Origin of the sequence: Microbacterium maritypicum MF109, assembly GCF_000455825.1 — a bacterium.
Taxonomy (GTDB): Bacteria; Actinomycetota; Actinomycetes; order Actinomycetales; family Microbacteriaceae; genus Microbacterium; species Microbacterium maritypicum_A.
This window is the reverse complement of record NZ_ATAO01000002.1, coordinates 108,431-129,907: the sequence shown is the minus strand read 5'-3', so window position 1 is coordinate 129,907 and position 21,477 is coordinate 108,431. Positions and strand designations below refer to the sequence as shown.

Annotated in this window: 19 protein-coding genes and 1 tRNA gene; 15 read left to right on the top strand and 5 right to left on the bottom strand. The window is 69.6% G+C overall.

The annotated features are described in order from the left end of the window. Window positions 1–96: 96 nt before the first annotated feature. A complete protein-coding gene (locus tag L687_RS23110; protein WP_021198161.1) occupies window positions 97–342 on the top strand; it encodes a hypothetical protein in 246 nt (81 codons plus the stop codon). Next, window positions 339–1,202: a hypothetical protein gene (locus tag L687_RS23105; RefSeq protein WP_021198160.1), complete on the top strand. Its 864-nt coding sequence runs from the start codon at window positions 339–341 to the stop codon at window positions 1,200–1,202. Before L687_RS23110 ends, L687_RS23105 begins: the two co-directional genes overlap by 4 nt. Before the next feature lie 44 nt (window positions 1,203–1,246). Here L687_RS23105 and L687_RS23100 read toward each other — a convergent pair whose 3' ends face one another. Continuing rightward, on the bottom strand, window positions 1,247–2,086 hold the full coding sequence (locus L687_RS23100; RefSeq protein ID WP_021198159.1) for an SDR family NAD(P)-dependent oxidoreductase: 840 nt from the start codon (window positions 2,084–2,086) through the stop codon (window positions 1,247–1,249). A gap of 130 nt (window positions 2,087–2,216) precedes the next feature. Between L687_RS23100 and L687_RS23095 the strand changes: the two genes are divergently transcribed. From L687_RS23095 to L687_RS41470, 6 genes are all read left to right on the top strand, one after another. Then, the gene (locus L687_RS23095) at window positions 2,217–2,801 is read left to right on the top strand and encodes a hypothetical protein (RefSeq protein WP_021198158.1); all 585 of its coding nucleotides are present in this window, start codon (window positions 2,217–2,219) and stop codon (window positions 2,799–2,801) included. A gap of 64 nt (window positions 2,802–2,865) precedes the next feature. Beyond that, window positions 2,866–2,938: transfer RNA gene (locus L687_RS23090), tRNA-Arg, on the top strand. Window positions 2,939–3,127: 189 nt separating this feature from the next. Next, window positions 3,128–4,588, top strand: coding sequence for a pyridoxal phosphate-dependent decarboxylase family protein (locus L687_RS23085; protein ID WP_021198157.1), 1,461 nt, complete (start codon window positions 3,128–3,130; stop codon window positions 4,586–4,588). Continuing rightward, entirely contained in the window at window positions 4,585–5,910 is a 1,326-nt protein-coding gene (locus L687_RS23080; protein ID WP_021198156.1) for a lysine N(6)-hydroxylase/L-ornithine N(5)-oxygenase family protein, read from the top strand. The genes L687_RS23085 and L687_RS23080 overlap by 4 nt, the downstream gene beginning before the upstream one ends. After that, entirely contained in the window at window positions 5,907–6,488 is a 582-nt protein-coding gene (locus L687_RS42045) for a GNAT family N-acetyltransferase (protein ID WP_084487211.1), read from the top strand. The genes L687_RS23080 and L687_RS42045 overlap by 4 nt, the downstream gene beginning before the upstream one ends. Further along, entirely contained in the window at window positions 6,485–8,272 is a 1,788-nt protein-coding gene (locus L687_RS41470) for an IucA/IucC family protein (RefSeq protein WP_084487209.1), read from the top strand. The genes L687_RS42045 and L687_RS41470 overlap by 4 nt, the downstream gene beginning before the upstream one ends. Window positions 8,273–8,368: 96 nt before the next feature. Here L687_RS41470 and L687_RS23070 read toward each other — a convergent pair whose 3' ends face one another. Then, a complete protein-coding gene (locus L687_RS23070; RefSeq protein WP_021198155.1) occupies window positions 8,369–9,304 on the bottom strand; it encodes a LysR family transcriptional regulator in 936 nt (311 codons plus the stop codon). Between the two features lie 71 nt (window positions 9,305–9,375). Between L687_RS23070 and L687_RS23065 the strand changes: the two genes are divergently transcribed. After that, on the top strand, window positions 9,376–11,106 hold the full coding sequence (locus L687_RS23065; protein ID WP_021198154.1) for an L-aspartate oxidase: 1,731 nt from the start codon (window positions 9,376–9,378) through the stop codon (window positions 11,104–11,106). Window positions 11,107–11,208: 102 nt separating this feature from the next. Next, window positions 11,209–12,003: an APH(3'') family aminoglycoside O-phosphotransferase gene (locus L687_RS23060; protein ID WP_031206646.1), complete on the top strand. Its 795-nt coding sequence runs from the start codon at window positions 11,209–11,211 to the stop codon at window positions 12,001–12,003. Window positions 12,004–12,017: 14 nt separating this feature from the next. On the opposite strand, the gene L687_RS23055 is transcribed toward L687_RS23060, so the two are convergent. Next, window positions 12,018–12,314, bottom strand: coding sequence for a hypothetical protein (locus L687_RS23055; RefSeq protein ID WP_021198152.1), 297 nt, complete (start codon window positions 12,312–12,314; stop codon window positions 12,018–12,020). Window positions 12,315–12,440: 126 nt separating this feature from the next. Here L687_RS23055 and L687_RS23050 point away from each other — a divergent pair, with 126 nt between their 5' ends. From L687_RS23050 to L687_RS23030, 5 genes are all read left to right on the top strand, one after another. Then, on the top strand, window positions 12,441–13,937 hold the full coding sequence (locus L687_RS23050) for an L-serine ammonia-lyase, iron-sulfur-dependent, subunit alpha (RefSeq protein WP_021198151.1): 1,497 nt from the start codon (window positions 12,441–12,443) through the stop codon (window positions 13,935–13,937). A gap of 68 nt (window positions 13,938–14,005) precedes the next feature. Beyond that, on the top strand, window positions 14,006–14,758 hold the full coding sequence (locus L687_RS23045) for an AAA family ATPase (RefSeq protein ID WP_021198150.1): 753 nt from the start codon (window positions 14,006–14,008) through the stop codon (window positions 14,756–14,758). Between the two features lie 42 nt (window positions 14,759–14,800). Beyond that, window positions 14,801–15,397, top strand: a complete 597-nt coding sequence (locus tag L687_RS23040; protein WP_021198149.1) for a TetR/AcrR family transcriptional regulator — start codon at window positions 14,801–14,803, stop codon at window positions 15,395–15,397. Window positions 15,398–15,468: 71 nt separating this feature from the next. Next, on the top strand, window positions 15,469–16,254 hold the full coding sequence (locus L687_RS23035; protein ID WP_021198148.1) for an ABC transporter ATP-binding protein: 786 nt from the start codon (window positions 15,469–15,471) through the stop codon (window positions 16,252–16,254). After that, window positions 16,251–16,985 (top strand): ABC transporter permease, encoded by a 735-nt coding sequence (locus L687_RS23030; RefSeq protein ID WP_021198147.1) that lies wholly within the window; start codon window positions 16,251–16,253, stop codon window positions 16,983–16,985. The genes L687_RS23035 and L687_RS23030 overlap by 4 nt, the downstream gene beginning before the upstream one ends. A gap of 19 nt (window positions 16,986–17,004) precedes the next feature. Here L687_RS23030 and hrpB read toward each other — a convergent pair whose 3' ends face one another. Next, on the bottom strand, window positions 17,005–19,560 hold the full coding sequence (gene hrpB / locus L687_RS23025; protein WP_021198146.1) for an ATP-dependent helicase HrpB: 2,556 nt from the start codon (window positions 19,558–19,560) through the stop codon (window positions 17,005–17,007). 193 nt (window positions 19,561–19,753) lie between these two features. Further along, window positions 19,754–21,370, bottom strand: a complete 1,617-nt coding sequence (locus tag L687_RS23020) for an SPFH domain-containing protein (RefSeq protein WP_021198145.1) — start codon at window positions 21,368–21,370, stop codon at window positions 19,754–19,756. Window positions 21,371–21,477: the final 107 nt, after the last annotated feature.

Here is a 21,477-nt window from a genome sequence, read left to right as displayed (position 1 = left end):
CCCTGACGCAGGTCGGGGGACCGCAGAGTCGGCTCCGGTTGTATATTGGGGCGATCGGAGTCGGTCCGGAACTGTTGCGCTGTCCTGGGGAGCGAGATGCGGAGTCTTGCTGTCGCGGTCGGATGCCTGTTGCTCGTCGGCGGGATCACGCTCGTCGCGATCGCGGATCAGGAGCGCATGGCGTCGATCGCCGCGGTCAAAGCGGAGATCGCACGCGTCGAAGGTGCGCTGGACACGTCGCGCGGCGAGAACCGGGAACTCGCCGAGAAGCTCACCGCCCTGCGGTCGAAGCTCGCTGAGCAGGACGCGCAGATCGCCGACACGACGGGGTTCCTGCCGTGATCCGCCGGGTGCTGGCCGTCACCCTCGCCGCCTCGGTGCTACTCATCTCGGGGATGATCGGCAGAGCTGACGCCCTCGAGCACGAGAGAACGACCGCTGTCGCACAGCTCGTCGCACTGAACGGCCAGTATCGCGACGCCGGCCAGCGCACCGACTACCTCGACGGGGCCGTCGAACGCGCAGAGCAGGAGACCGCCGATCGCGCCGCCGTCCTCGCGCTGCGGCCCGCCTTCCTCGCCGAGGTCCAAGCCCTGACCGCCGCACTCCAAGGGGCCGAAGGTCGGGTGGACACGGCCGCGCACCGCGCCGCCGCCCTGTCGGCACAGCAGGCCGTCGCCGCCGAGAAGGAGAACCCCGATACCGTCGCGGCGGCCACGGCGACCCTGCACGCGCTCACGGAGAAGGTGGGCACAGAGGTCGCGTCCTGGCAGGCGGCACAGAGCTCGGGTCCCGGAGGGCCGATGTGGTCGTCGAGCGGTCCGGAGGGGTACGCGCGGGTGCGGGCAGCCCTCGACCTCGTCGGTGGTGGGGGCGTGGGACTCTACGAGTCCTCGTCGTGTGCGGGCGGGAACGCCCCGGCCTGCGCGAACAGCAACGGATACATCAAGTACCGCGCCGACATCGCGAACTGGAGTGCCGGTCGGTTGAACTGGGCGATGGCGCATGAGCTCGCGCACATCTACCAGTTCCGCGTATGGGGCGCGCTCACCTCATCCGGGGCGTACGGGGCGCTGTTCGGCGGTGACCCGGAGTTCCTCGCGAACTGCATGGCCGTGGTGCGGGGCTATCCCGGATCGGTCGGCTGCAACGGCGACCAGCAGGCGTGGGCCTCGGCCATCTGGGTGGGCACCGTCCGCTGAGCGGGAGCCTGTCGCCGGCGTCGCCTCAGGTCGCCGGCGTCGCCTCAGGTCGCCGGCGTCGTGGTGTCGATCGCCGCGCGCAGCGGGCGACGCATCACTCGCCAGTAGGAGGCGGGAGCGATGCGGGTGAGCACGTCGATCAGGCGGGCTTCTCGCCCGACCATCGTGCGCGCAGCCCGTCGTTCGGTCGCCCGCACGATCCGGGCCGCGGCATCGGTGGGCTCGGTGTGGTACATCGCGGCCTGCGCGGCGGCGGCCCGGGCCGCCACCTCCGGGTCGATCGCCGCGGCGTAGCGACCGTGCAGGATGATCCCGGTGCGCACCCCCGCAGGGTAGACGGCTCCGACGCTCACCGAGGTGCCCTCGAGCTCGTGCCGCAGAGCCTCGGAGAACGCGCGCACCGCGAACTTGCTGACCGCGTACGGGATGCGGCCGGCGGGGGCGGCGAGTGCGTAGACGCTCGCCAGGTGCGTGATGTGCGCGGCCGGCGCGGCGCGGAGCGCGGGGAGAAGGGCTTTGGTGACCGAGACCGTTCCCCAGAGGTTCACGTCGGTGAGCCAGCGCATCTCCTCCATGGTGAGCTGGTCGATGTCGCCGAGCATCGACGAGCCGGCGCACGTGATCAGGGCGTTGATGCGCGGGTGGGCCTCGGTGATGTCGGCGGCGGTCGCGAACACGGCCTCGTCGTGGCGGAGGTCGACGACGTGCGTCGTCACGCGCACACCCTGCAGTTCGGCCGCGATCGTCGCGAGTGACGCGGCGTCGTGGTCGATGAGCGCGAGGTGCACTCCCCGAGCCGCCAGCAGGCGTGCGATATCCGCGCCCATCCCGTTCGCCGCTCCGGTGATCACGGTGGTGCTGCCGGTGAGTTCGAGGTGCTTCATTGCTCTCCTGCACGGCGCGATCCTGGTGCGAACCCGCGGATGTCGGATGGGTGGGGCAAGCTGATTCCGAACCATTCTGGCCGACACCGGGCTGCAGTGATACCGGTACGCTCAAGGAGAGGAGGTACCGGTGGGACGGACAGCGGATGCCATCGCCGAGGGCGTTGCGATCGCGACCGCTGCGGCGCGCCTCGCCGTGAAGAACCACATCCTCATCGGCACCATCGCCGAAGACGGCGTCTTCGACATGGACAAGTACATCGACGACGCGCGTGAGGCGCTTCGTGCCATGGCCGAGGAGTCGGAAGAGGCCGCTGCCACCGTCACCGCGTTGCGCAAGAGGGCGAGGGGCCGGCACTCCGATCCGGTGGGGACGCACGACTACCGCGACCGCGATGTGCGCAACCTCCGCCGACGTGCCAAGCAGTCCACCGGCGTTGCCGTGCGCCTGCGAGAGATCATGCAGGACCGCGATCGGCTCGCCGAGATCGTCGAGGAGGCGCGTGACGCCGCCTGGGCGGATGTGCGCCACAACCTCGACCGCCGACTGCGGGTCGAGGGCATGCGTCCGGATCAGGATCCCGATTACAACCGCATGCGCGAAGCGCGGATGCAGGCCCTTCGACTCGTCGATCTGCAGGCGCTCTCGTCGGAGCAGAGGGCCAAGGCCAAGCGCCGGAAGAAGCAGCAGAAGGCCGCGTCGGTGGAGGACTGAGGCCTCGTTTCGCTTTCGCGTCGGGACTGTTGTAGGCTGTTCTACGGCCCGCTGAGCGGGCTGGGCGCCCGTAGCTCAATGGATAGAGCATCTGACTACGGATCAGAAGGTTAGGGGTTCGAGTCCCTTCGGGCGCACACTGTGTTGAGACAGTGAAGGAACGGCTTCCACTTCGGTGGGGGCCGTTTCTGCGTTTCTGCCCGCTGTCATCGGTCCTCGATGCTGCCGCATCCGCCCACGTCCGCATCCGCCCACGTCGCGAGTTTTTCTATACAGTCCAAAAATCATATGTAGGATAGGCAAACCTAACTTAGGAGTTGTCCATCGTGACTGAGCTGCTCACTTCCTCGACCGTCGACGTCTACCGCTCCCAGATCGCACGCACGGCGTCTCGGGTGGCCGCAAGGTTCACCGAAACCACACAACCCACGTCCGGCGCCTCGCTCGCAGAGCTGCAGAAACTCGTCGATCGGGTCGACCTCGCCGGCTCCGGCATCGGCACCGCGTCGGCCATCCGTGAGATCGATGATCTCTTCCTCGCCCACGCCGTGTGGTTTCACCACCCCCTGTATGCGGCGCACCTGAACTGCCCGGTGGCGCTCCCCGCCGTCGCGGCCGAGACGATCCTCGCCGCGGTCAACACCTCGGTCGACACCTACGACCAGTCGACGGTGGGCACGCTGATGGAGCGTCGGCTGATCGAGGCCGTGACGGGATGGGTGGGGTTCGCCTCGGGCGACGGCATCTTCACCTCCGGGGGCACGCAGTCGAACCTCCATGCGCTGTTCCTCGCCAGAGAGGCGGCACTGGCGGCGGTCGGCGGCTCGCGTACGACGTCGATGTCTCGCTTGGTCGTCTTCGCCACGGCATCCAGTCATTTCAGCGTCGGCAAGTCGTCGCTGCTGCTCGGCCTCGCCGACGATGCGGTCATCGAGGTGGCCGACGACAGTGCAGGGCGGATGCTTCCGGCTGACCTCGATGCGGCGGTCTCTGCGGCTGTGGCGGAGGGACGGGTGCCCATCGCCGTCGTCGCCACCGCAGGCACTACGGACCGCGGCGTGATCGACCCGCTCGCGAGCATCGCCGCGGTGTGCGACGCCCGCGGTCTGTGGCTGCACGTCGACGCTGCCTACGGAGGAGGACTCCTGGTCTCGTCCCGGCGCCGGCACCTTCTTGCAGGCATCGAACGGGCACGGTCCGTCACCGTCGATTTCCACAAGAGCTTCTTCCAGCCCGTCTCCTCCAGCGCCCTGCTCGTGCGCGACCCCCGGGATCTGGTTGCGGGCGCCTGGCACGCCGATTACCTCAACCCGCGGGAGAACGACGAACCCAATCAGGTGGACAAGTCGCTGCAGACCACGCGCCGTTTCGACGCGCTGAAGCTGTGGGCGACGCTCCGATCGATGGGGACGGCGCAGGTCGGCGAGCTGTTCGACGCGGTCATCGATCTCGCCACGGCCGCCGGCGATCTGGTCGACGCCGATCCCGAACTCGAGCTGGTGGGTCGCACCCAGCTCAGCACCGTGCTCTTCCGCGCGCGTCCCGGGGATGTGCCGCCCGCAGTGCAGGATGAGCTCGTCGCGGGGGTCCGGCGCGTGCTCTTCGAATCCGGCCGTGCACTCGTCGCGAAGACGGTGATCGACGGACGGCCCTGCCTGAAACTGACTCTCCTCAACCCGGAAGCCACCCTCGACGACGTCCGAACGATCCTGGACATCGTGAAGGACGCGGCGACTGCTCTCGCGGGCATATCGCCGGATCTCGTCGCCGCGGAGGCGACGGCATGACCGCGCACGTGCACGACGTCGTCGGCATCGGCATCGGCCCGTTCAACCTGGGGCTCGCCTGTCTCGCGGATCCGCTCGGGGTGGACGCGGTGTTCCTCGACCGTGCGGAATGCTTCCGATGGCACCCCGGGATGATGATCGAGGGCTCGACCATCCAGGTGCCGTTCCTGGCCGACCTGGTCACTATGGCCGATCCCACCTCGCGCTTCTCCTTCCTCAACTGGTTGAAGCAATCGGGGCGGCTCTACCCGTTCTACATCCGTGAGAGCTTCTATGCGCTGCGTACCGAATATGACGCGTACTGCCGCTGGGCGGCCGAGCAGCTGCACCAGCTGCACTGGAATCACGAGGTCGTGCGGGTCGAGCATGACCCTGTCGACGACGTCTACATCGTGCAGGCGATGCGCACCGACACCGGCGAGGAGCGCACACTGCGCGCCCGACACGTCGTCGTCGGGGTCGGCACGAGCCCCACGATCCCGACGGCTCTCCGCGACATCTCCGGCCGTGCCGTGCACAGCTCGGCATACCTGGAGAATCGTGATGCGCTTCGCGCGACGGATTCGATCACGGTGGTCGGCAGCGGCCAGTCGGCGGCCGAGATCTACCGCGATCTCCTCGAGGGCGCGCGCGAGGGCGGCTATCGTCTCGACTGGATCACCCGGTCGCCGCGGTTCTTCCCCATGGAGTACACGAAGCTCACCCTGGAGATGACCTCACCGGAGTACACCGATCACTTCCATCGCCTTCCCCTCGCACTGCGGCAGCACCTGAGTCGGGAGCAGCGGAGCCTCTACAAGGGTGTCTCCTGCGACCTCATCGACGACATCTACGACACCCTCTATCGGCTCAGCGCCGAAGGTCCAGTGCCCACGACGCTCCTCGCCGATACCGAGGTCACCGCCGCCGAGTGGGACGGCGTGCGCTTCCGGCTCTCGTTGCGGCACGGCCAGCTCGGAGAGCAGCACGACAGGGAGACGGCCTCGCTCATCCTCGCCACGGGGTACTCTGCCCAGACGCCGCCTTTCCTGCAGGGCATCGCCGACCGTCTGGACTGGGATGCTCTGGGCAGGATGGACGTCGCGCGCGACTACAGCGTCGACGGCGGACGCGGGCGGGTCTTCGTGCAGAACGGTGAAGAGCACACCCATGGGTTGACCGCCCCGGACCTCGGCTTCGGCGCCTGGCGCAACTCGTCGATCCTCTCGTCGATCCTCGGTCGAGAGGTCTACCCGATCGAGCGCCGCATCGCGTTCCAGGACTTCGGTGTCCCCGCCGATGCCCTCCGGGAGTCCACCGTGCCCGGGGCGGTCGTGCGATGACGACGACGACCGGGATCGGAGTATCGCTCACCGTCGCCAGCCCCCTTCGGGACGCGGCTATCCTGCACCGCTGGCTGGCCGATCCCCATTCGGCGTACTGGGGCATGACCGACCTGGATGTCCCCGCCGTCGCGGCCTATCTCGCCGCTGTCGATGCTGATCCCGCCCAGCAGGCGTGGCTCGGGCTGGTCGACGAGGTCCCGCTGTTCTACGCCGAGACCTATGACCCGGCGCAGGTGCTGCTGACAGAGGTCCACGACGCGGTGCCGGGCGACATCGGCATGCACGTCCTGGTGTCGCCTCCGGGCGAGGACCCCCGACACGGGCTGACCGATGCGGTGTTCGCCGCCGTGATGTCGTGGTGCTTCGATGAGCTCGGCGCGGAGCGCGTGGTCGTCGAACCGGATGTGCGCAACGCGCGCATCCGCGCGAAGAACGTGCGCGCCGGCTTCGACGAGGTGCGCCACGTCGTCATCGACGAGGGCGGGCACCTCAAGACCGCGATGCTCTCGGTGTGCACCCGCGCCGGCTTCGCGGCGTCCGACCTGATCCGCCTCGACCGAGAGGGACGCGCATGATCGCCCCCGCCGCCCACCTGACGATCGATTCGCTGGAGCGCGCACAGCGTCACCTGGTGGCCAAGGCTCTCGCGGAGTTCAGCCACGAACGGCTGATCGCCCCGGAGCCCTCCGGCGATGGTTGGCGCGTCGGTGTGCCCTCCACCGCCGTCGAGTACCGGTTCCGCGCCATGCGTACCGAGCTGGAGCACTGGATCATCGAGGAGAGCAGCATCCGTCGCCTCATCGACGGTACAGATGCCGTGCTGGACGCGCAGCAGCTGATCCTCGAGCTGCAGCCGACCCTCGGCCTGTCGGATGAGCTTCTCCCGTTGTACCTGGAAGAGATCGCGTCCACGCTCGCCGGCTCGATGTTCAAGATCGCGCGGGGTGGGCTGTCGGCGCGGGAGCTGGCCGGCGCCGACTTCCAGACGATCGAGGCGGCGATGACCGAGGGGCACCCTGGTTTCGTCGCGAACAACGGGCGCATCGGCTTCGGTGTCTCGGATCATGCCACCTTCGCTCCCGAGGCCGCCCGGTCGTTCCGCCTGGTGTGGGTCGCCGCGCGACGGTCAGCATCGCATCTGGCCCTCGGCGCCGATCTCACCGAGGAGACCCTGCTTTCGGGCGAGTTGAGTCCGACCGAACGCGATCGCTTCGCCACCCGTCTTCGCGACCTCGGCGAGGAGCCGGCCGACTTCCACCTGCTGCCGGTGCACCCGTGGCAGTGGGAGAACCGCGTGACCATCACCTTCGCCCCCGACCTCGCCCGACGCGACCTCGTCTACATCGGCGAGAGCGAAGACGACTATCGCGCCCAGCAATCGGTGCGCACCATGTTCAACGTCTCCCATCCGCATCGGCACTACGTGAAGACGGCGCTCGCTGTGCAGAACATGGGGTTCCTTCGGGGGCTCTCTCCGGCGTACATGCGCGTCACACCCGCGATCAACGACTGGGTGGCCGAGCTCGTGGCCGCCGACCCGACATTCGCGGATGCCGGCTTCCGAGTGCTCCGGGAGCGCGCGTCGATCGGCTACACGGGCGACGTGTACCACCGCACCGCACAGCCGTCCGCCCACCGCAAGATGCTGGCCGCCCTCTGGCGTGAGAGCCCTGTGCCGTTGGCAGCCGGGGCTGAGCGACTGGCGACTCTGGCGTCGCTCCTGCATCGCGACAGCGAGGGCGTCTCGGTGGTCACCACGCTCATCCGTGCTTCCGGTATCCCCGCGACCGCGTGGGTCCACCGGTTCCTTCGCGCGTATCTCCGGCCGATCGTGCACAGCCTGCTGGCCCACGATCTCGCGTTCATGCCGCACGGCGAGAACCTCATCCTCATCCTCGAGGGGAACGTGCCGACCGGTGTGTTCATGAAGGACATCGGTGAGGAAGTGGCGCTCCTGTCCGAGCGCACGCTGCCGGAGGAGGTGCGACGCATCGTCGCCCCCGTCGGCGACGAGGAGAAGGCGCTCGCCGTCTTCACCGACGTCTTCGATGGGGTGCTCCGGCACCTGGCGGGCATCCTCCACATCGACGGCACCCTGACTGAGGGGGACTTCTGGCGCCTGGTCGGAGAGACGGTCGATGAGCATGCCGATGGGCATCCCGACCTCGAGTCACTCGTCGATCTGCGGGCCGATGCATTCGCCCATTCGTGCCTGAATCGTCTGCAACTGCGCAACACGCTGCGCATGGTGGACCTCGCGGACCAGTCCGCTTCCCTCATGTACGCCGGAACGCTCGACAATCCCATCGGTCGGGCGCGCAGCTCGTCGCCCATTCCGCTGTCGACCCAGGGAGGGTGAGCGGATGACCAGCGGTGGTTCGCGACGTCCTCGGCATCCCGCGCATCCGGGCGATGGATGTGCGGGACCGTGGATGTGCGGTCTCGTGGAGCGCGATCAGAGCAGGCTGGTGATCGCCGGGTCGCGGTCGGCGACGTCCGCGGCGGTGGCGACGATCACCTGGCGGATCGCGGCGACGGCAACGGCCGGAGTGACGTCTGCACGGTGGGCGAGGCTCACCGTGCGGGTCATCATGGGGTGCGTCAGCCGCACCGAACGAAGAGCGGGGCGATCGAGCAGAACCATGGCCGGCACCACCGCGACGCCGACGCCGCGCTCGACGAAACGCAGCACCGCATCCATCTCGGCGCCCTCGAGCACATGGGTGGGTCGGAGTCCCTCGGCGCGGAAAGCCGCATCGGTGGTGGCTCGAAGCTCGTAGGTCTCGTCGAGGGCGATCAGGGGGAGGGTGGCGAGGTGGTGAAGCGTCATCGACGCCGAACTCGACACCGGTGGCTCGCTCGCGGCCGAGACGACGACCAGCTCCTCGGTGAGGAGCGGGGTCCGCGTCAGGCTGAATCCCGAGGGAGGAGGTCCTTCGGACTCGGTGATGAGGGCGATGTCGACGGCGCCGACCGCGAGCTCCTCGACGAGTCGGCGAGAGCCGCTCTCCGTCAGGTGCAGATCGATGCCGGGATGCGCGGAATGGAAAGCGCGGATGGCCTCGGCGACCAGGCTGATGCAGAGCGTCGGAGGGGCGCCCAGGCGCACGCGTCCACGGCGGAGTCCGGCCAGCTCGCCCATCTCGTCGCGGATGGCGTCGGCCTCGGCGAGCATGCGCTGCGCGCGGGGGAGGAGGGTCTCGCCGGCGGCTGTCAGCGCGATGTGGCCGCGTGCGCGGTGGAACAGTTCCGCGCCCAGTTCGCGCTCGAGCGTGGAGATCTGCCGGCTCAACGACGGCTGCGCCAGATGCAGGTGCTCGGAGGCGCGGGTGAAGTGTCCGAGACGCGCGACCTCGACGAACCCGCGGAGTTGCTCGAGGTTCATGACCATAGCCTACCCGCATCGTTTCAACTCGAACTATGCATTGGAGTTATTAGGATCCCCTAACTAGCGTGGATCGCATGGCTACGCGCGAACGACAGATATCCACCACGGTCCTCGTCATCGGCACTGGAGGGTCGGGTCTGCGGGCGGCGATCGAGATCGCCGAACACGGCGTGGACGTGCTCGCCGTGGGGAAACGACCGCGGCAGGATGCGCACACGTCGCTCGCCGCCGGCGGCATCAACGCGGCGCTCGGCACGATGGATGCCGACGACAGCTGGCAGCAGCACGCAGCCGACACCATCAAGGAGAGCTACCTGCTCGCCAACCCGCACACCGTCGAGATCGTGACGCAGGGTGCCGAGCGTGGCATCCGCGACCTCGAGCGCTGGGGCATGGACTTCGCCCGCGAAGACGACGGCCGCATCTCGCAGCGCTTCTTCGGCGCCCACACCTTCCGCCGCACCGCGTTCGCCGGCGACTACACGGGCCTCGAGATCCAGCGCACCCTCGTGCGCAAGGCTGAGCAGCTCGAGGTCCCGATCCTCGACCACGTCTACATCACGCGCCTGCTCGTGCGCGACAACGTCGTGTTCGGCGCCTACGGCTTCGACCAGGCCGACGGCACCCGCTACCTCATCCACGCGGACGCCGTGATCCTCGCCGCGGGCGGACACAACCGCATCTGGCGGCGCACCTCGTCCCGCCGCGACGAGAACACCGGCGACTCCTTCCGTCTCGCGGTGGACGCCGGCGCGCGGCTCCGCGACCCCGAACTCGTGCAGTTCCATCCGTCGGGCATCATCGAGCCGGAGAGCGCAGCGGGAACCCTGATCTCCGAGGCTGCACGCGGTGAAGGCGGAATCCTCCGCAACGCCCTCGGCGAGCGATTCATGGCGAAGTACGACCCCGAGCGGATGGAGCTCTCGACCCGTGACCGCGTCGCGCTCGCCGCATACACCGAGATCCAGGAAGGGCGCGGCACCGAGAACGGCGGCGTCTGGCTCGACGTCTCGCACCTGCCGCGCGAGACGATCATGACCCGTCTGCCGCGCGTCTATCAGACGATGATGGAGCTGCAGATGCTCGACATCACGACCGATCCGATCGAGATCGCGCCGACCGCGCACTACTCGATGGGCGGCGTCTGGGTGCGTCCGGAAGACCACCAGACCGACGTCGACGGCCTCTATGCGATCGGCGAGGCGTCGAGCGGTCTGCACGGCGCGAATCGTCTCGGCGGCAACTCGCTCATCGAACTCCTCGTCTACGGACGCATCGTCGGTCAGGCGGCAATGGAGCATGCGGCGGGGCTCGACGCGCAGCGCCGGTCGGCGACCGCGGTGGCGGAAGCGCGGGCCGAGATCGACCATCTGCTGGCGGCCGAGGGGCGCGAGAACGTCCGTGCATTGCAGCGCGCGATCCGCAACCTCATGACCGAGTACGCCGGTGTGGTGCGCTCGGAGGAGGGGCTGCGCGCCGGTCTCGCCGACCTCGACATGATCGAGGGGCGCATGGAGGACATCGGCATCCACCCCGACATCGCCGGGTTCCAGGATCTCGCGCATGCGTTCGACCTCAAGGCATCGGCACTCGCCGCCCGGGCCACCCTCGAGGCCGCGCTGGAGCGGCGGGAGACCCGCGGATGCCACAACCGCAGCGACTTCCCCGACACCGATCCCACGTTGCAGGTGAACCTGGTGTGGTCGCCGAAGGACGGCGTGACCCGCGAGGCGATCCCGGAGATCTCGCCGGAGATCGCGGAGCTCATGCGGGAGGTCGACACCGCGGGCAAGCTCGTCGAGTAAGAGCACACTGCGGCTGCTTCCGGTCGCACCTGCTGTCGTCCCGTCGACGATCGGGCAGCATCAGGTGCGACCGGAGCGGGTCCGGTGCGGGAAGATGAGCAGATGCACATTCCCGCAGAACTGCTCCCCGATGGTGCGGACTGGCTGCCCGTGGAGAGTGGCGAGTCGGGCGCGGCCGTGCTTCGCGATGAGGCCGGTGGGCGATACGTCAAGGTGGTCCCCTCGTCGCAGGTGGACGAACTGGCGGCCGAGCGCGACCGGATCGCATGGCTCGCGAGCGTCGGCATCCCCGGTCCGTCGGTGATCGAGTGGCGTCTCACCGCGCACGGCGGTGCCCTCGTGACCTCGGCGGTGGAGGGAGTCCCCGCCGACCGGCTCGATGCGGCCGGTCTGCGTGCGGCGTGGCCGGCGATCGCCGACATCCTGCGGCGTCTCCACGCCGTCCCGGTGTCCGACTGCCCCTACGGCCGGGGAGTGGACGGGATGATGACGGCAGCCAGAGCGACGGTCGCCGAGGACCGGGTGCAGACCGAGTTCCTGCCCGTCGCGCTGCAGGATGTGCCGCCGTCGCGGATCCTCGCCGACCTCGAGAGCGAGCTCCCGCGACGGATCGTCCAGGAGCAGGCAGAAGCGGTGGTCTGCCACGGCGACTTCTGCCTGCCGAACATCCTGATCGCGCCCGACGGCTCGCACGTCGCCGGACTCATCGATGTCGGCCGGCTCGGGCGTGCCGACCCCTACGCCGACATCGCCCTGCTCCTGGCGAACGCCCGCGAGACGTGGCCCGACGAGAGCACCGCCCGTCGGGCGGACGAGGACTTCGCTGCGCGGTACGGCATCGATCTCGACTCTGCCCGTCAGGACTTCTACCTGCGGCTCGACCCGCTGACCTGGTAGCGCGGTCGCGGGTCTCAGCCGGCCTGCGGCTCTTCCGTGTCGACCACGCCGATGCCGACCGCCTCGTGATCGGGCTCGGGCTCGTCGCGCTTCGGGGCTTTGGGCTCCTCGCCCGGGGCCTTCTCGGTGCTCGGCTCTTCGAGGTCTTCGGTGCGGGGCACCTCGTTCGGGTCGGCGTCTTCGGGGGACTCGGCTTGTGCCGGTGTCGTGACCTCGCCGTCGCTCGTGTCGGAGGTCGAGGTGGGAGTCGGAGTCTGCGCCTCGGCGGAGAGCTCGTCGGTGGGCTCGGGCTCGGGAGTGCTGTCGGTCATGGGGACCCCTTTCGATGATGTCGTCCGCTCAGGATGCCTCGGCGGCGGATGGGGCTGTAGGGGGTTGACGGGACGGCGAGTTAACCTCGGTGAACCGAAGTCGCCGATCCGGCGTAGCCTGGAGGGGTGACTGCGTACGTCTCGGCCTTCGACCTCTTCTCCATCGGAGTGGGGCCTTCGAGCTCCCATACGGTCGGACCGATGCGAGCGGCTCTCGACTTCGCACGACGACTCACTGCGACGGGCGTCCTGCCGCAGGTCACCCGCATCGGAAGCACACTGTACGGCTCGCTCGGCGCGACGGGAATCGGGCACGGGACGCCGGATGCCGTCGTCGCCGGCCTCCGCGGACTCGCGCCGGAGACCTGCGACCCCGCCGAGGTGCGCTCGGCCTGGACCGACCTGCCGGCACAAGCCGTGATTCGCATCGACGGCGCGCACGACGTGCCCTTCGCGAAGGACGACATCGTCTTCGCGCCGCGCACCCGGCTTCCCGGTCACCCGAACGCCATGACCATCACCGCCTGGGACTCCGCGGAGCAGGTCGTCGCCGAGGAGACCTACTACTCGGTGGGCGGCGGGTTCATCCGGCGCGATGGCGAGGAGGCGAAGCTCACGACCTCGGGATTCCCGTACTCGTACGCGGATGCCGCGTCGCTGCTCGCGCTCTGTGACGAGAACGGGCTCTCGATCGCCGAGGTGGCCCGACTCAATGAGACCTCGCTGCGCAGCGAGGAAGAGGTCGCGGCCGGCCTCGACGCGATCTGGGACGCGATGTCGGGGTGCGTGGATGCGGGTCTCCACGCCGACGGCACGCTTCCCGGCATCCTCAAGGTCAAGCGGCGGGCCGGAGTGATCCGCGGCCAGCTCGAAGAGGTCGAGGCCGACGGCCATCGTGAGCTTCCGGGTGAGTGGCTCGGCGCCTTCGCGCTCGCGGTCAACGAGGAGAACGCCGCGGGTGGCCGCGTGGTCACGGCGCCGACGAACGGTGCCGCCGGAATCCTCCCGGCCGTCGCGATGTACTGGTGGCGGTTCCTCGCCGACTCCGGACTCGGGGCGGGCAACGCGGTCACGCCCTACGGCGAGCTGGTCGGCAGCGCACTCCTCGGGTTCGAGTCGGACGTGCGCGCGGTGAGCGACGGGAGCGACCTCGACGAAGAGCAGACCGCCGAGGCGAACCGTCGCCGTGGCATCCGCCGCTTCCTGCTGACCGCGACGGCCCTCGGGTCGTTGTTCAAGGCCAACGCGTCGATCTCCGGGGCGGAGGGCGGATGCCAGGCCGAGGTCGGCTCCGCCTGCGCCATGGCAGCCGGCGGCCTGACGGCAGTGATGGGCGGAACGAACCGCCAGATCGAGAACGCCGCCGAGATCGCGATGGAGCACCACCTCGGTCTCACGTGCGACCCCATCGGCGGACTCGTGCAGATTCCGTGCATCGAGCGCAACGCGATCGCCGCGTCGACGGCCGTGACCGCCGCCCGCCTCGCCCTGCGCGGCGACGGCAGCCATTACGTCTCCCTGGATGCGGTCGTCGAGACCATGCGCCAGACCGGGGCCGACATGTCGACGAAGTACAAGGAGACCAGCGAAGGCGGCCTCGCGGTCAACGTCATCGAGTGCTGACGGTCCTCGGTCGCGCGGGTGTCCCCGGATGCCGGTAGCCTCCACGAGACGACACGCGGAGGATCACGATGGATGAGTTCTGGGAGCCGGCCTCCCGCCGTCGACGTCAGCAGCCCGTCGTGGCGGTGCGCCCGAACGACGACGCCCCCGCACCCGGCGCAGGATGGCCGACGAGCATCCCCGCCGTCGCCCAGGTGCTGCGCGAGGGGATCGACCTCGACCCCGGCGTCACGTTCCTGGTCGGCGAGAACGGCAGCGGCAAGTCGACACTGGTCGAGGGGATCGCGATCGCCTATGGGCTCTCTCCCGAGGGCGGTTCCCGCCAGGCCAGACACACCACGCGCGCGACCGAGTCGCCGTTGTCGGACTGGCTGCGGCTGCAGCGGGGCGTGGGGGCGAATCGGTGGGGTTTCTTCCTCCGCGCCGAGACGATGCACTCGTTCTACACCTACCTGGAGGAGAACCCCTCGGCCCGCGGCGACGTCCCGTTCCACGAGATGAGTCACGGCGAATCGTTCCTCGCCCTGCTGGAGAGCCGATTCGACGAGCCGGGCTTCTACTGCCTCGACGAGCCGGAGGCGGCGCTGTCCTTCAACTCGACGCTCGCGCTCATCGCCGTGCTCCGTCGCATCGCCGATGAGGGCGGCCAGGTGCTGTGCGCGACGCATTCGCCGGTGCTCGCTGCTCTTCCCGGCGCGAAGATCCTCGAAGTGGGGGAGTGGGGTGTGCGGCCGGCGGAGTGGGACGACCTCGAGATCGTGAACCACTGGCGCTCGTTCCTCGAGCATCCGACCCGCTACCTCCGCCATCTGCTCGACTGACTCACGCGCCGTGCCCTCGTCGCGCGTCATAGGCTGACGGACATGACCGAGCAGAAGCCCGCGCGGCGGCGTGGCCGCCCCCGGGGCGTCTCCGACTCGCGAGCGCGCATCATCGCGGCTGCGGTCGACGACTTCGGTGAAAAGGGATACGACGGCGCGACGATCCGCTCCATCGCCGCCAGGGCCGGTGTGGATTCTGCCCTCGTGCATCACTACTTCGGCACCAAGGCCGATCTCTTCGCAGAAGCCGTGGGCATTCCGCTGCGACCGGATGTCGATGTGCCGGGGATCCTCGCGGGTCCGCGTGACGAGATCGGCGACCGGCTGATCCGGTACGTCCTCGAGGCGTTCGAGCAGCCCGAGGTGCGCCGTCGGGGAGTCATGCTGCTGCGCACTGCGATCGGCAGTCGGCTCACGACCCCGCTGCTGGCGGGCTTCCTGTCGCGCGAACTTCTCTCCCGGGTGGCTCGGCGCCTCGACGTCGACGACGCCGATCTGCGCGCCTCGCTCGTCGCCTCGCAGATCGCCGGGCTGCTGATCGCACGCTATGTGCTGCGGCTGCCGGCGCTTGCGGCGGCACCGATCGATGAACTCGTCTCCCGTCTCGGCCCGACCGTTCAGCGCTACCTCTTCGACTGACGCCGAACGTCGGCATCGGGTGTCTGCGGACCCTGTTGACGCGGACGACGGGCGGGCGCATAATTCATCACATGATGAATAACTCCGCCGTCGAGATCGCGCAGCTGCGTGTGCGTCGCGGGGCGGTGCACGTGTTCGACGGGATCGACCTCGCGATCCCCCGCGGCCAGATCACGGGCCTGCTGGGCCCTTCCGGATGCGGCAAGACCACGCTCATGCGCTCGATCGTCGGCGTGCAGAGGATCGCCTCGGGCGAGGTGACGGTACTGGGCGAGCCGGGAGGGTCGCGACGGCTGCGGCGCCGGGTCGCGTACGGCACGCAGGGGGCCTCGGTCTACGGCGATCTGAGTGTGCGTCAGAACCTCTTGTACTTCGCTTCGCTGCTCAAGGCGCCCAGGGGCGACGTCGATCGGGTCATCGACGAGGTCGGTCTCGGCCCGCAGGCGGGGCAGCTCGTGGACTCCCTGAGCGGCGGCCAGGCCACGCGGGTGTCGCTCGCGGTGGCCCTGATCGGAGCGCCCGAGCTCGTCGTGTTGGACGAGCCGACGGTGGGACTCGATCCCGTGCTGCGCGCCGAGCTGTGGGCCCTCTTCCGCGGTCTCGCGGATCGAGGGGTGACGCTCATCGTGTCGAGCCATGTGATGGACGAGGCCGTGCGCTGTGACCGGCTGCTGCTGATGCGCGAGGGGCGGATCATCGCCGACACGACTCCGACCTCGCTCCTCGCCGACACCGGCACGACCGACGCCGAGGCCGCGTTCCTCGTGCTGATCGAGCGCGACCGCGCGGCTGGTGTCGGCGACACGAGGCGATCGCGCCGAGGAGCGCGCGACCAGCAGGAGGAGGCCGGAGAATGAACGGCCGCCGGACGTTCGCCACCGCCGGGCGCGTGCTCGCCCAATTGCGGCACGACCCGCGGTCGATCGCGCTGATGCTCATCGCGCCGAGTCTGCTCGTGGGCCTCTTCGCCTGGCTGTTCAGCGATCAGGACGGCGTCTTCGATCAGTTCGGCGGCGCGATCCTGGCGCTGTTCCCGTTCATCGTGATGTTCCTCATCACCTCGATAACGACCCTGCGCGAGCGCCGTTCGGGCACCCTCGAACGCCTGATGACGACCCCGCTCGAGAAGGCCGACTTCATCCTCGGGTACGCGCTCGCGTTCGGTCTGATGGCTCTGCTGCAGGCGGTGATCACAGTGTCGTTCGCCGTCGGGGTGTGCGGGCTCGACGTCGAAGGTCCGCTCTGGCAGCTCGGCCTGGTCGCGGTGGTCGACGCGCTGCTCGGTACCGCGCTCGGTCTGCTCGCGAGCGCGTTCGCCCAGACCGAGTTCCAGGCGGTGCAGTTCATGCCGCTGCTGGTGTTCCCGCAGATCATCCTCGGCGGGCTCTTCATGCCCCGTGATCAGATGCCCGATGTGCTGCACGCGATCTCCGACTGGCTTCCGCTGAGCTACGCGATCGACACGATCAACGCGGTCGCCGCGGGCGACGAGGGGTGGGATGTCTTCGGTCCGCTGCTGATCGTCGTGGCCTTCGCGGTCGGCGCTCTCGTGCTCGCCTCGCTGACACTGCGGCGGCGCACCCGCTGACTCCCGTCCCGGTCGGTGTTCAGCGCGCGGCGCGGTTCTTGGTGTGCTTGGTCGGTGTGGCGGCCCACGGATCCTCGGGCCAGGGATGCCTCGGGTAGCGCCCCCGCATCTCGGCGCGGACCTGTGCGTAGGGGCCGGACCAGAACGAGGCGAGGTCGTCGGTGACCGCGAGCGGACGCCCTGCGGGGGACAGCAGGTGGAACAGCACCGGTACCCGTCCGTCGACGAGGCGGGGGGTCTCCGCCCAGCCGAAGCACTCCTGGAGCTTCACGGCGACGACAGGACGTGACGTCGGGTCGCCGTCGGGTTCGGGGTAGGTGATGCGGACGCGGGATCCGCTGGGCACCTCGAGGCGCTCCGGCACGAGGTCGTCGAGACGCACCGCTTCGGGCCACGGCAGCAGCCGACGAAGAGCCGACGTCAGGTCCAGGCGATCCACGGGGGTGCCGGATGCCAGGGCGTCGAGCTCGGACGCCAGCCAGGTGTCGAGGGTCTCTATCAGTCCGGCGTCCGAGACATCGGGCCACGGATCGCCGAGCTCGCGTCGTAGCATCGCCAGACGGCGGCGCAGTCCGTCGGCGGCGTCGGGCCAGCTGAACAGCGTGAGTCCGTCGCGCCGGAGCACACGACGCACGGCATCCCGCCCCTCCTGGGCCGATGCCCGCACCGGCACCGATGTGCGCAGGATCGCACCGATCCGGCGTTCGCGTCGGGCCTGGACACGACCTCCGACGAAGTCTGCCTCGACGCGGTCGGTCATCAGGTGGCTGGCGGCCTGCTCCATCTGCAGCTCGGTGAGCGCCGCAGCGGAGCGGATGATCGCACCGGACCCGGCCGCCGCACGGCCGGAGGCACGGGTCACGTCGGCGACGGCGAGCCATTCGACGGCCGCGAGCGGGCCCGTCACCCCTGCGCGTGTCCCGGAGGCGAGCAGGTACGTCGCTCCGGTGGCGGTGCGCTCGACGCGGTGGGCGATGCGCTCGGGAAAAGCCAGCGCGATCACGAGGCCGACCCCGTCGAGGTCCGCGCGCACGCCCGGCGCCGGGCCGATCATGCGTTCGAGGCGGTTCGCGTCGTCTCGCCATCGGCGGGCGTCCGGGGTCCGCCCGTTTCTGAGGGCGATGAGGGCCCGCGCGATGTCGGCCTCGGGGCTTCGCAGATCGCCACCCACGAGCGCGACGACCTCAGCCGCGAGACGGCTGCCGACCGTCGGGCTGCCGTCGCGCAGAGCACGGGCCAGCCGGGGATCGGTCGGGATGCGCGCCAGTGCACGTCCCTCGGCGGTGGCGCGGCCCTCGTCCTCGATCGCGCCGAGGCCGTGCAGAACAGCGATGGCGTCGGCCAGGTGGGCGGCGGGCAACGGGTCGATCATCCGCAGGCCGTTTCCACCCGGGGCACCCCAGCACGCGAGCAGGAGCGCGGCATCGGCGAGGTCGACCACGGCCAACTCCGGCACCGGACGGGCGGGTGCCGCCGCGTACGAACGCTCGTCGACGCAGCGGATCACCGCGCCGGGGCCCTGGCGCGTGGCGCGTCCGGCCCGCTGCACGCACGACGAGCGAGGCGCAGCGCTGGTGACCAGGCCCGTCATGCCGCGGGCGGCGTCGCGCTGCGGATACCGCGACAGGCACGTGTCCACGACCAGACGGACGCCCGGCACGGTGAGCGAGGATTCGGCGAGCGACGTCGTGATGATGATGCGCGGACGGTCTTGCGGTGTACGGCCCCGGATCACGGCGTCCTGTTCGGCCGGGGGAATGCGGCCGTGCAGTTCCCGCACGTCGAACCTGTCGCCGGCATCGCGGACGCGGCGGGCGATCTCCGCCACCTCGCGGGCACCAGGGGCGAAGACCAGTACGTCGGCATCGGGCGTCTCGCGGACCAGATCCCGTGCCGCCGATACCGTGACCGCCGCGACGTGGTCGAGGAATCCCCACGTGACACCGCGCTCGTCGAGCCGGGGCACGGGGCTCGGAGCCCAGCGTTCGGCGAGAGGGAAGGCCGGGACGTCGTGGTCGACGATTGGCGCCGGTGTCGCATCCGTGGCGATGACGGAGGCGAGGCGTGTCGCGTCGAGGGTGGCGGACATTGCGATGACCATGAGGTCATCGCGCAGCTCCCGCACCTCGGAGAGCAGACCGATCAGCAGATCGGTCTCGAGCGCGCGCTCGTGCACCTCGTCGATGATCACGGCATCCACGCCGTCGAGCCCTGGGTCGTCGAGCATGCGTCGAAGCAGCACGCCGGCGGTGACGAACTCGACCCGCGTCTCCGGACCGGCCGCGCGCTCGCCGCGGACGGTGAAGCCGACGCGTGCGCCGAGGGGCGAGCCGTCGAGGTGGGCGAGTCGGCGGGCGGCGGCGCGGGCGGCGACGCGGCGAGGCTGGGTGACGATCACCCGACCGCTGCGCCGTGAGGCCACGAGCGGCGGTACGAGTGTGGTCTTGCCGGTGCCCGGGGGCGCGGTCACGACGACCGACCCGCTCGTGTCGAGCGCGGCCGAGACCTCGTCGAGGGCGGCCGCGAACGAGAGCCCCGCGCCGATGGCGGCGAGGTCGAATGCGGCGGGGGTCATCCGTCCAGTCTGCCCGGTCGGGCGACGTCCGGAGCCGTTCGGAACTCAGGAGATCTGCGAGGGATTCGGCGGAGCGGGCAGTACGGCGCGTCCACGGGGCAGGTGTCCTGAGTCGTGAACCGGGGACGGCGGTGCCCGCTCCGGAAACAGCGGATGCCGCGACCGGGTCGGTCGAAGTGCTCTGCTGCTCCGCCTACTCTGCTGCGGGAGCTGCGGGGGTTGCGGAAGCGGGCGGTGGTGGAGTGGTCGGCGTCGACACCCGGGGCGGGGGTGCGGGTGCGGGCGGCGTAGCCTCGGCGACTCCTGCACCGAAGCCGCGGCCGACGGCCTGACCTTGGATGATCCCGGCGAGGTCGAGCCCCGTTGCCGAGTGGACGCTGTCGAACACCGAGCGCAGGGCCTTCGCGCTGTCGGCGCCGACGACGTTCGACGCGCCGTCTTCGCCGGAGCTGCCGATGATCGACACGTTGCCGATCGCCGCATAACCCTTGGAGAACTCGGCCATGATCGACGGCAGCACCTCGAGCACACGCTGCGAGAGGAACGCGTCCTGGTTCGAGGCGATGGCCTTCGCCTCCGCCTCGAGAGCGGCGGCGCGGGCATCACCCTCGGCGCGGATGGCGTCGGCCTCGGCGCTGGCGCGCAGACGGCGGGCTTCGGCCTCGGCTTCGGCCTGAGCACGCAGCGCGTTCGCCTCACCGCTGGCCTTGGCGATCGCGGCCGCGGCCTCACCGTCGGCACGAGCCTTGTCGGCCTGCGCTTGCTGCTCGGCGATGCGGGTGCGGGCCTCGGCCTGCTTGACCTGCTCGATCGCGGCAGCCTCGGCGGCGCGCTCGCGCGTGTAGAGCTCGGCCTGTGCGCGGGTCTCGGCCTCATACCGCTGTGCATCGGCGACGCGCTTGACGTCGGCGTCGAGCTGGGCCTGCTTGTTCTCGGCCTGCTGCTGCAGAACGGCCTGCTCAGCCTGAGCACGAGCCAGCGCCTCGGCCTGCTCGGCTTCGGCACGGGCGCGGCCGATCCCGGAGTCGGAGTTGGCCGTGTTGGTGTCGAGCGCGGTCTGCTCGATCAGGTTGGCTTCCTTGTTGGCGATGTTCTTCTGGTTGATCGCACGGTCGGCGTTGGTCTGGGAGATCTCGGCGGCCTGACGTTTCGCCTGGATCTCGGGGGCGCCGAGCGACTGGATGTAGCCGACCTTGTCGGTGATGCCCTTGATCTGGAACGAGTCGAGGATCAGGCCCTGTTCGGCGAGCTCCTGCGAGACGTCGGCGGCGATCTGGTCGGAGAACTTCTTGCGCTCGCGCATCAGCTCCACGACCGAGAGCGTCGCGACGATGCCACGGAGCGCACCCTCGAGCTGCTCGGTGGTGAACTGCTCGATGGCCTTGTCTTGCGATGCGAAGCGCTCGGCCGCGCGGCGGACGTAGAGCGGGTCGGAGCCGATCTTCACGATCGCGACGCCGTCGACGTTCAGCGTGACGCTGTCGAGCGACTGGGCCTCGGCGTTGAGGGAGACCTGGCGCGACCGCAGCGAGATGATCTCGTGGCGCTGCGTGATCGGATTGACGAGCGACTTGCCGTTCACTATGACCGTGACGGGCGACTCTGCCAGCTCGGAGCTGGTCGTGCCGTCGGCGGCGATGACCGCCCGCTGGATCTTCTGCTTGCGGCCCGAGATGACGAGTGCTTCGTCGGCTCGAGCGACCTTGATCCAGCTGCGTGCGAACAGCAGCAGGATGAGCAGCAGAACGACGGCGACGACGACCGCGATTCCGACGATGACGAGGATGCCGACGATTCCGGCGATCTCCATGGATGACCTCCCTGGTCCCCCCGAGGGGGCGGTCCCGAGCGCGCCGTGGTGCGCGCCTTCGCCCCCCACCCTGCCAGAAATGGAAGCAGGCTGTTCTCGCGGTGCAC

What these genes read in the sequence shown, in the direction of transcription:
- L687_RS23110 (WP_021198161.1), top strand. Translation starts at nt 97, where the DNA reads ATGCGGAGTCTTGCTGTCGCGGTCGGATGCCTGTTGCTCGTCGGCGGG.
- L687_RS23100 (WP_021198159.1), bottom strand. Translation starts at nt 2,086, where the DNA reads ATGAAGCACCTCGAACTCACCGGCAGCACCACCGTGATCACCGGAGCG.
- L687_RS23080 (WP_021198156.1), top strand. Translation starts at nt 4,585, where the DNA reads ATGACCGCGCACGTGCACGACGTCGTCGGCATCGGCATCGGCCCGTTC.
- L687_RS42045 (WP_084487211.1), top strand. Translation starts at nt 5,907, where the DNA reads ATGACGACGACGACCGGGATCGGAGTATCGCTCACCGTCGCCAGCCCC.
- L687_RS41470 (WP_084487209.1), top strand. Translation starts at nt 6,485, where the DNA reads ATGATCGCCCCCGCCGCCCACCTGACGATCGATTCGCTGGAGCGCGCA.
- L687_RS23070 (WP_021198155.1), bottom strand. Translation starts at nt 9,304, where the DNA reads ATGGTCATGAACCTCGAGCAACTCCGCGGGTTCGTCGAGGTCGCGCGT.
- L687_RS23065 (WP_021198154.1), top strand. Translation starts at nt 9,376, where the DNA reads ATGGCTACGCGCGAACGACAGATATCCACCACGGTCCTCGTCATCGGC.
- L687_RS23060 (WP_031206646.1), top strand. Translation starts at nt 11,209, where the DNA reads ATGCACATTCCCGCAGAACTGCTCCCCGATGGTGCGGACTGGCTGCCC.
- L687_RS23055 (WP_021198152.1), bottom strand. Translation starts at nt 12,314, where the DNA reads ATGACCGACAGCACTCCCGAGCCCGAGCCCACCGACGAGCTCTCCGCC.
- L687_RS23045 (WP_021198150.1), top strand. Translation starts at nt 14,006, where the DNA reads ATGGATGAGTTCTGGGAGCCGGCCTCCCGCCGTCGACGTCAGCAGCCC.
- L687_RS23040 (WP_021198149.1), top strand. Translation starts at nt 14,801, where the DNA reads ATGACCGAGCAGAAGCCCGCGCGGCGGCGTGGCCGCCCCCGGGGCGTC.
- L687_RS23035 (WP_021198148.1), top strand. Translation starts at nt 15,469, where the DNA reads ATGATGAATAACTCCGCCGTCGAGATCGCGCAGCTGCGTGTGCGTCGC.
- L687_RS23030 (WP_021198147.1), top strand. Translation starts at nt 16,251, where the DNA reads ATGAACGGCCGCCGGACGTTCGCCACCGCCGGGCGCGTGCTCGCCCAA.
- hrpB (WP_021198146.1), bottom strand. Translation starts at nt 19,560, where the DNA reads ATGACCCCCGCCGCATTCGACCTCGCCGCCATCGGCGCGGGGCTCTCG.
- L687_RS23020 (WP_021198145.1), bottom strand. Translation starts at nt 21,370, where the DNA reads ATGGAGATCGCCGGAATCGTCGGCATCCTCGTCATCGTCGGAATCGCG.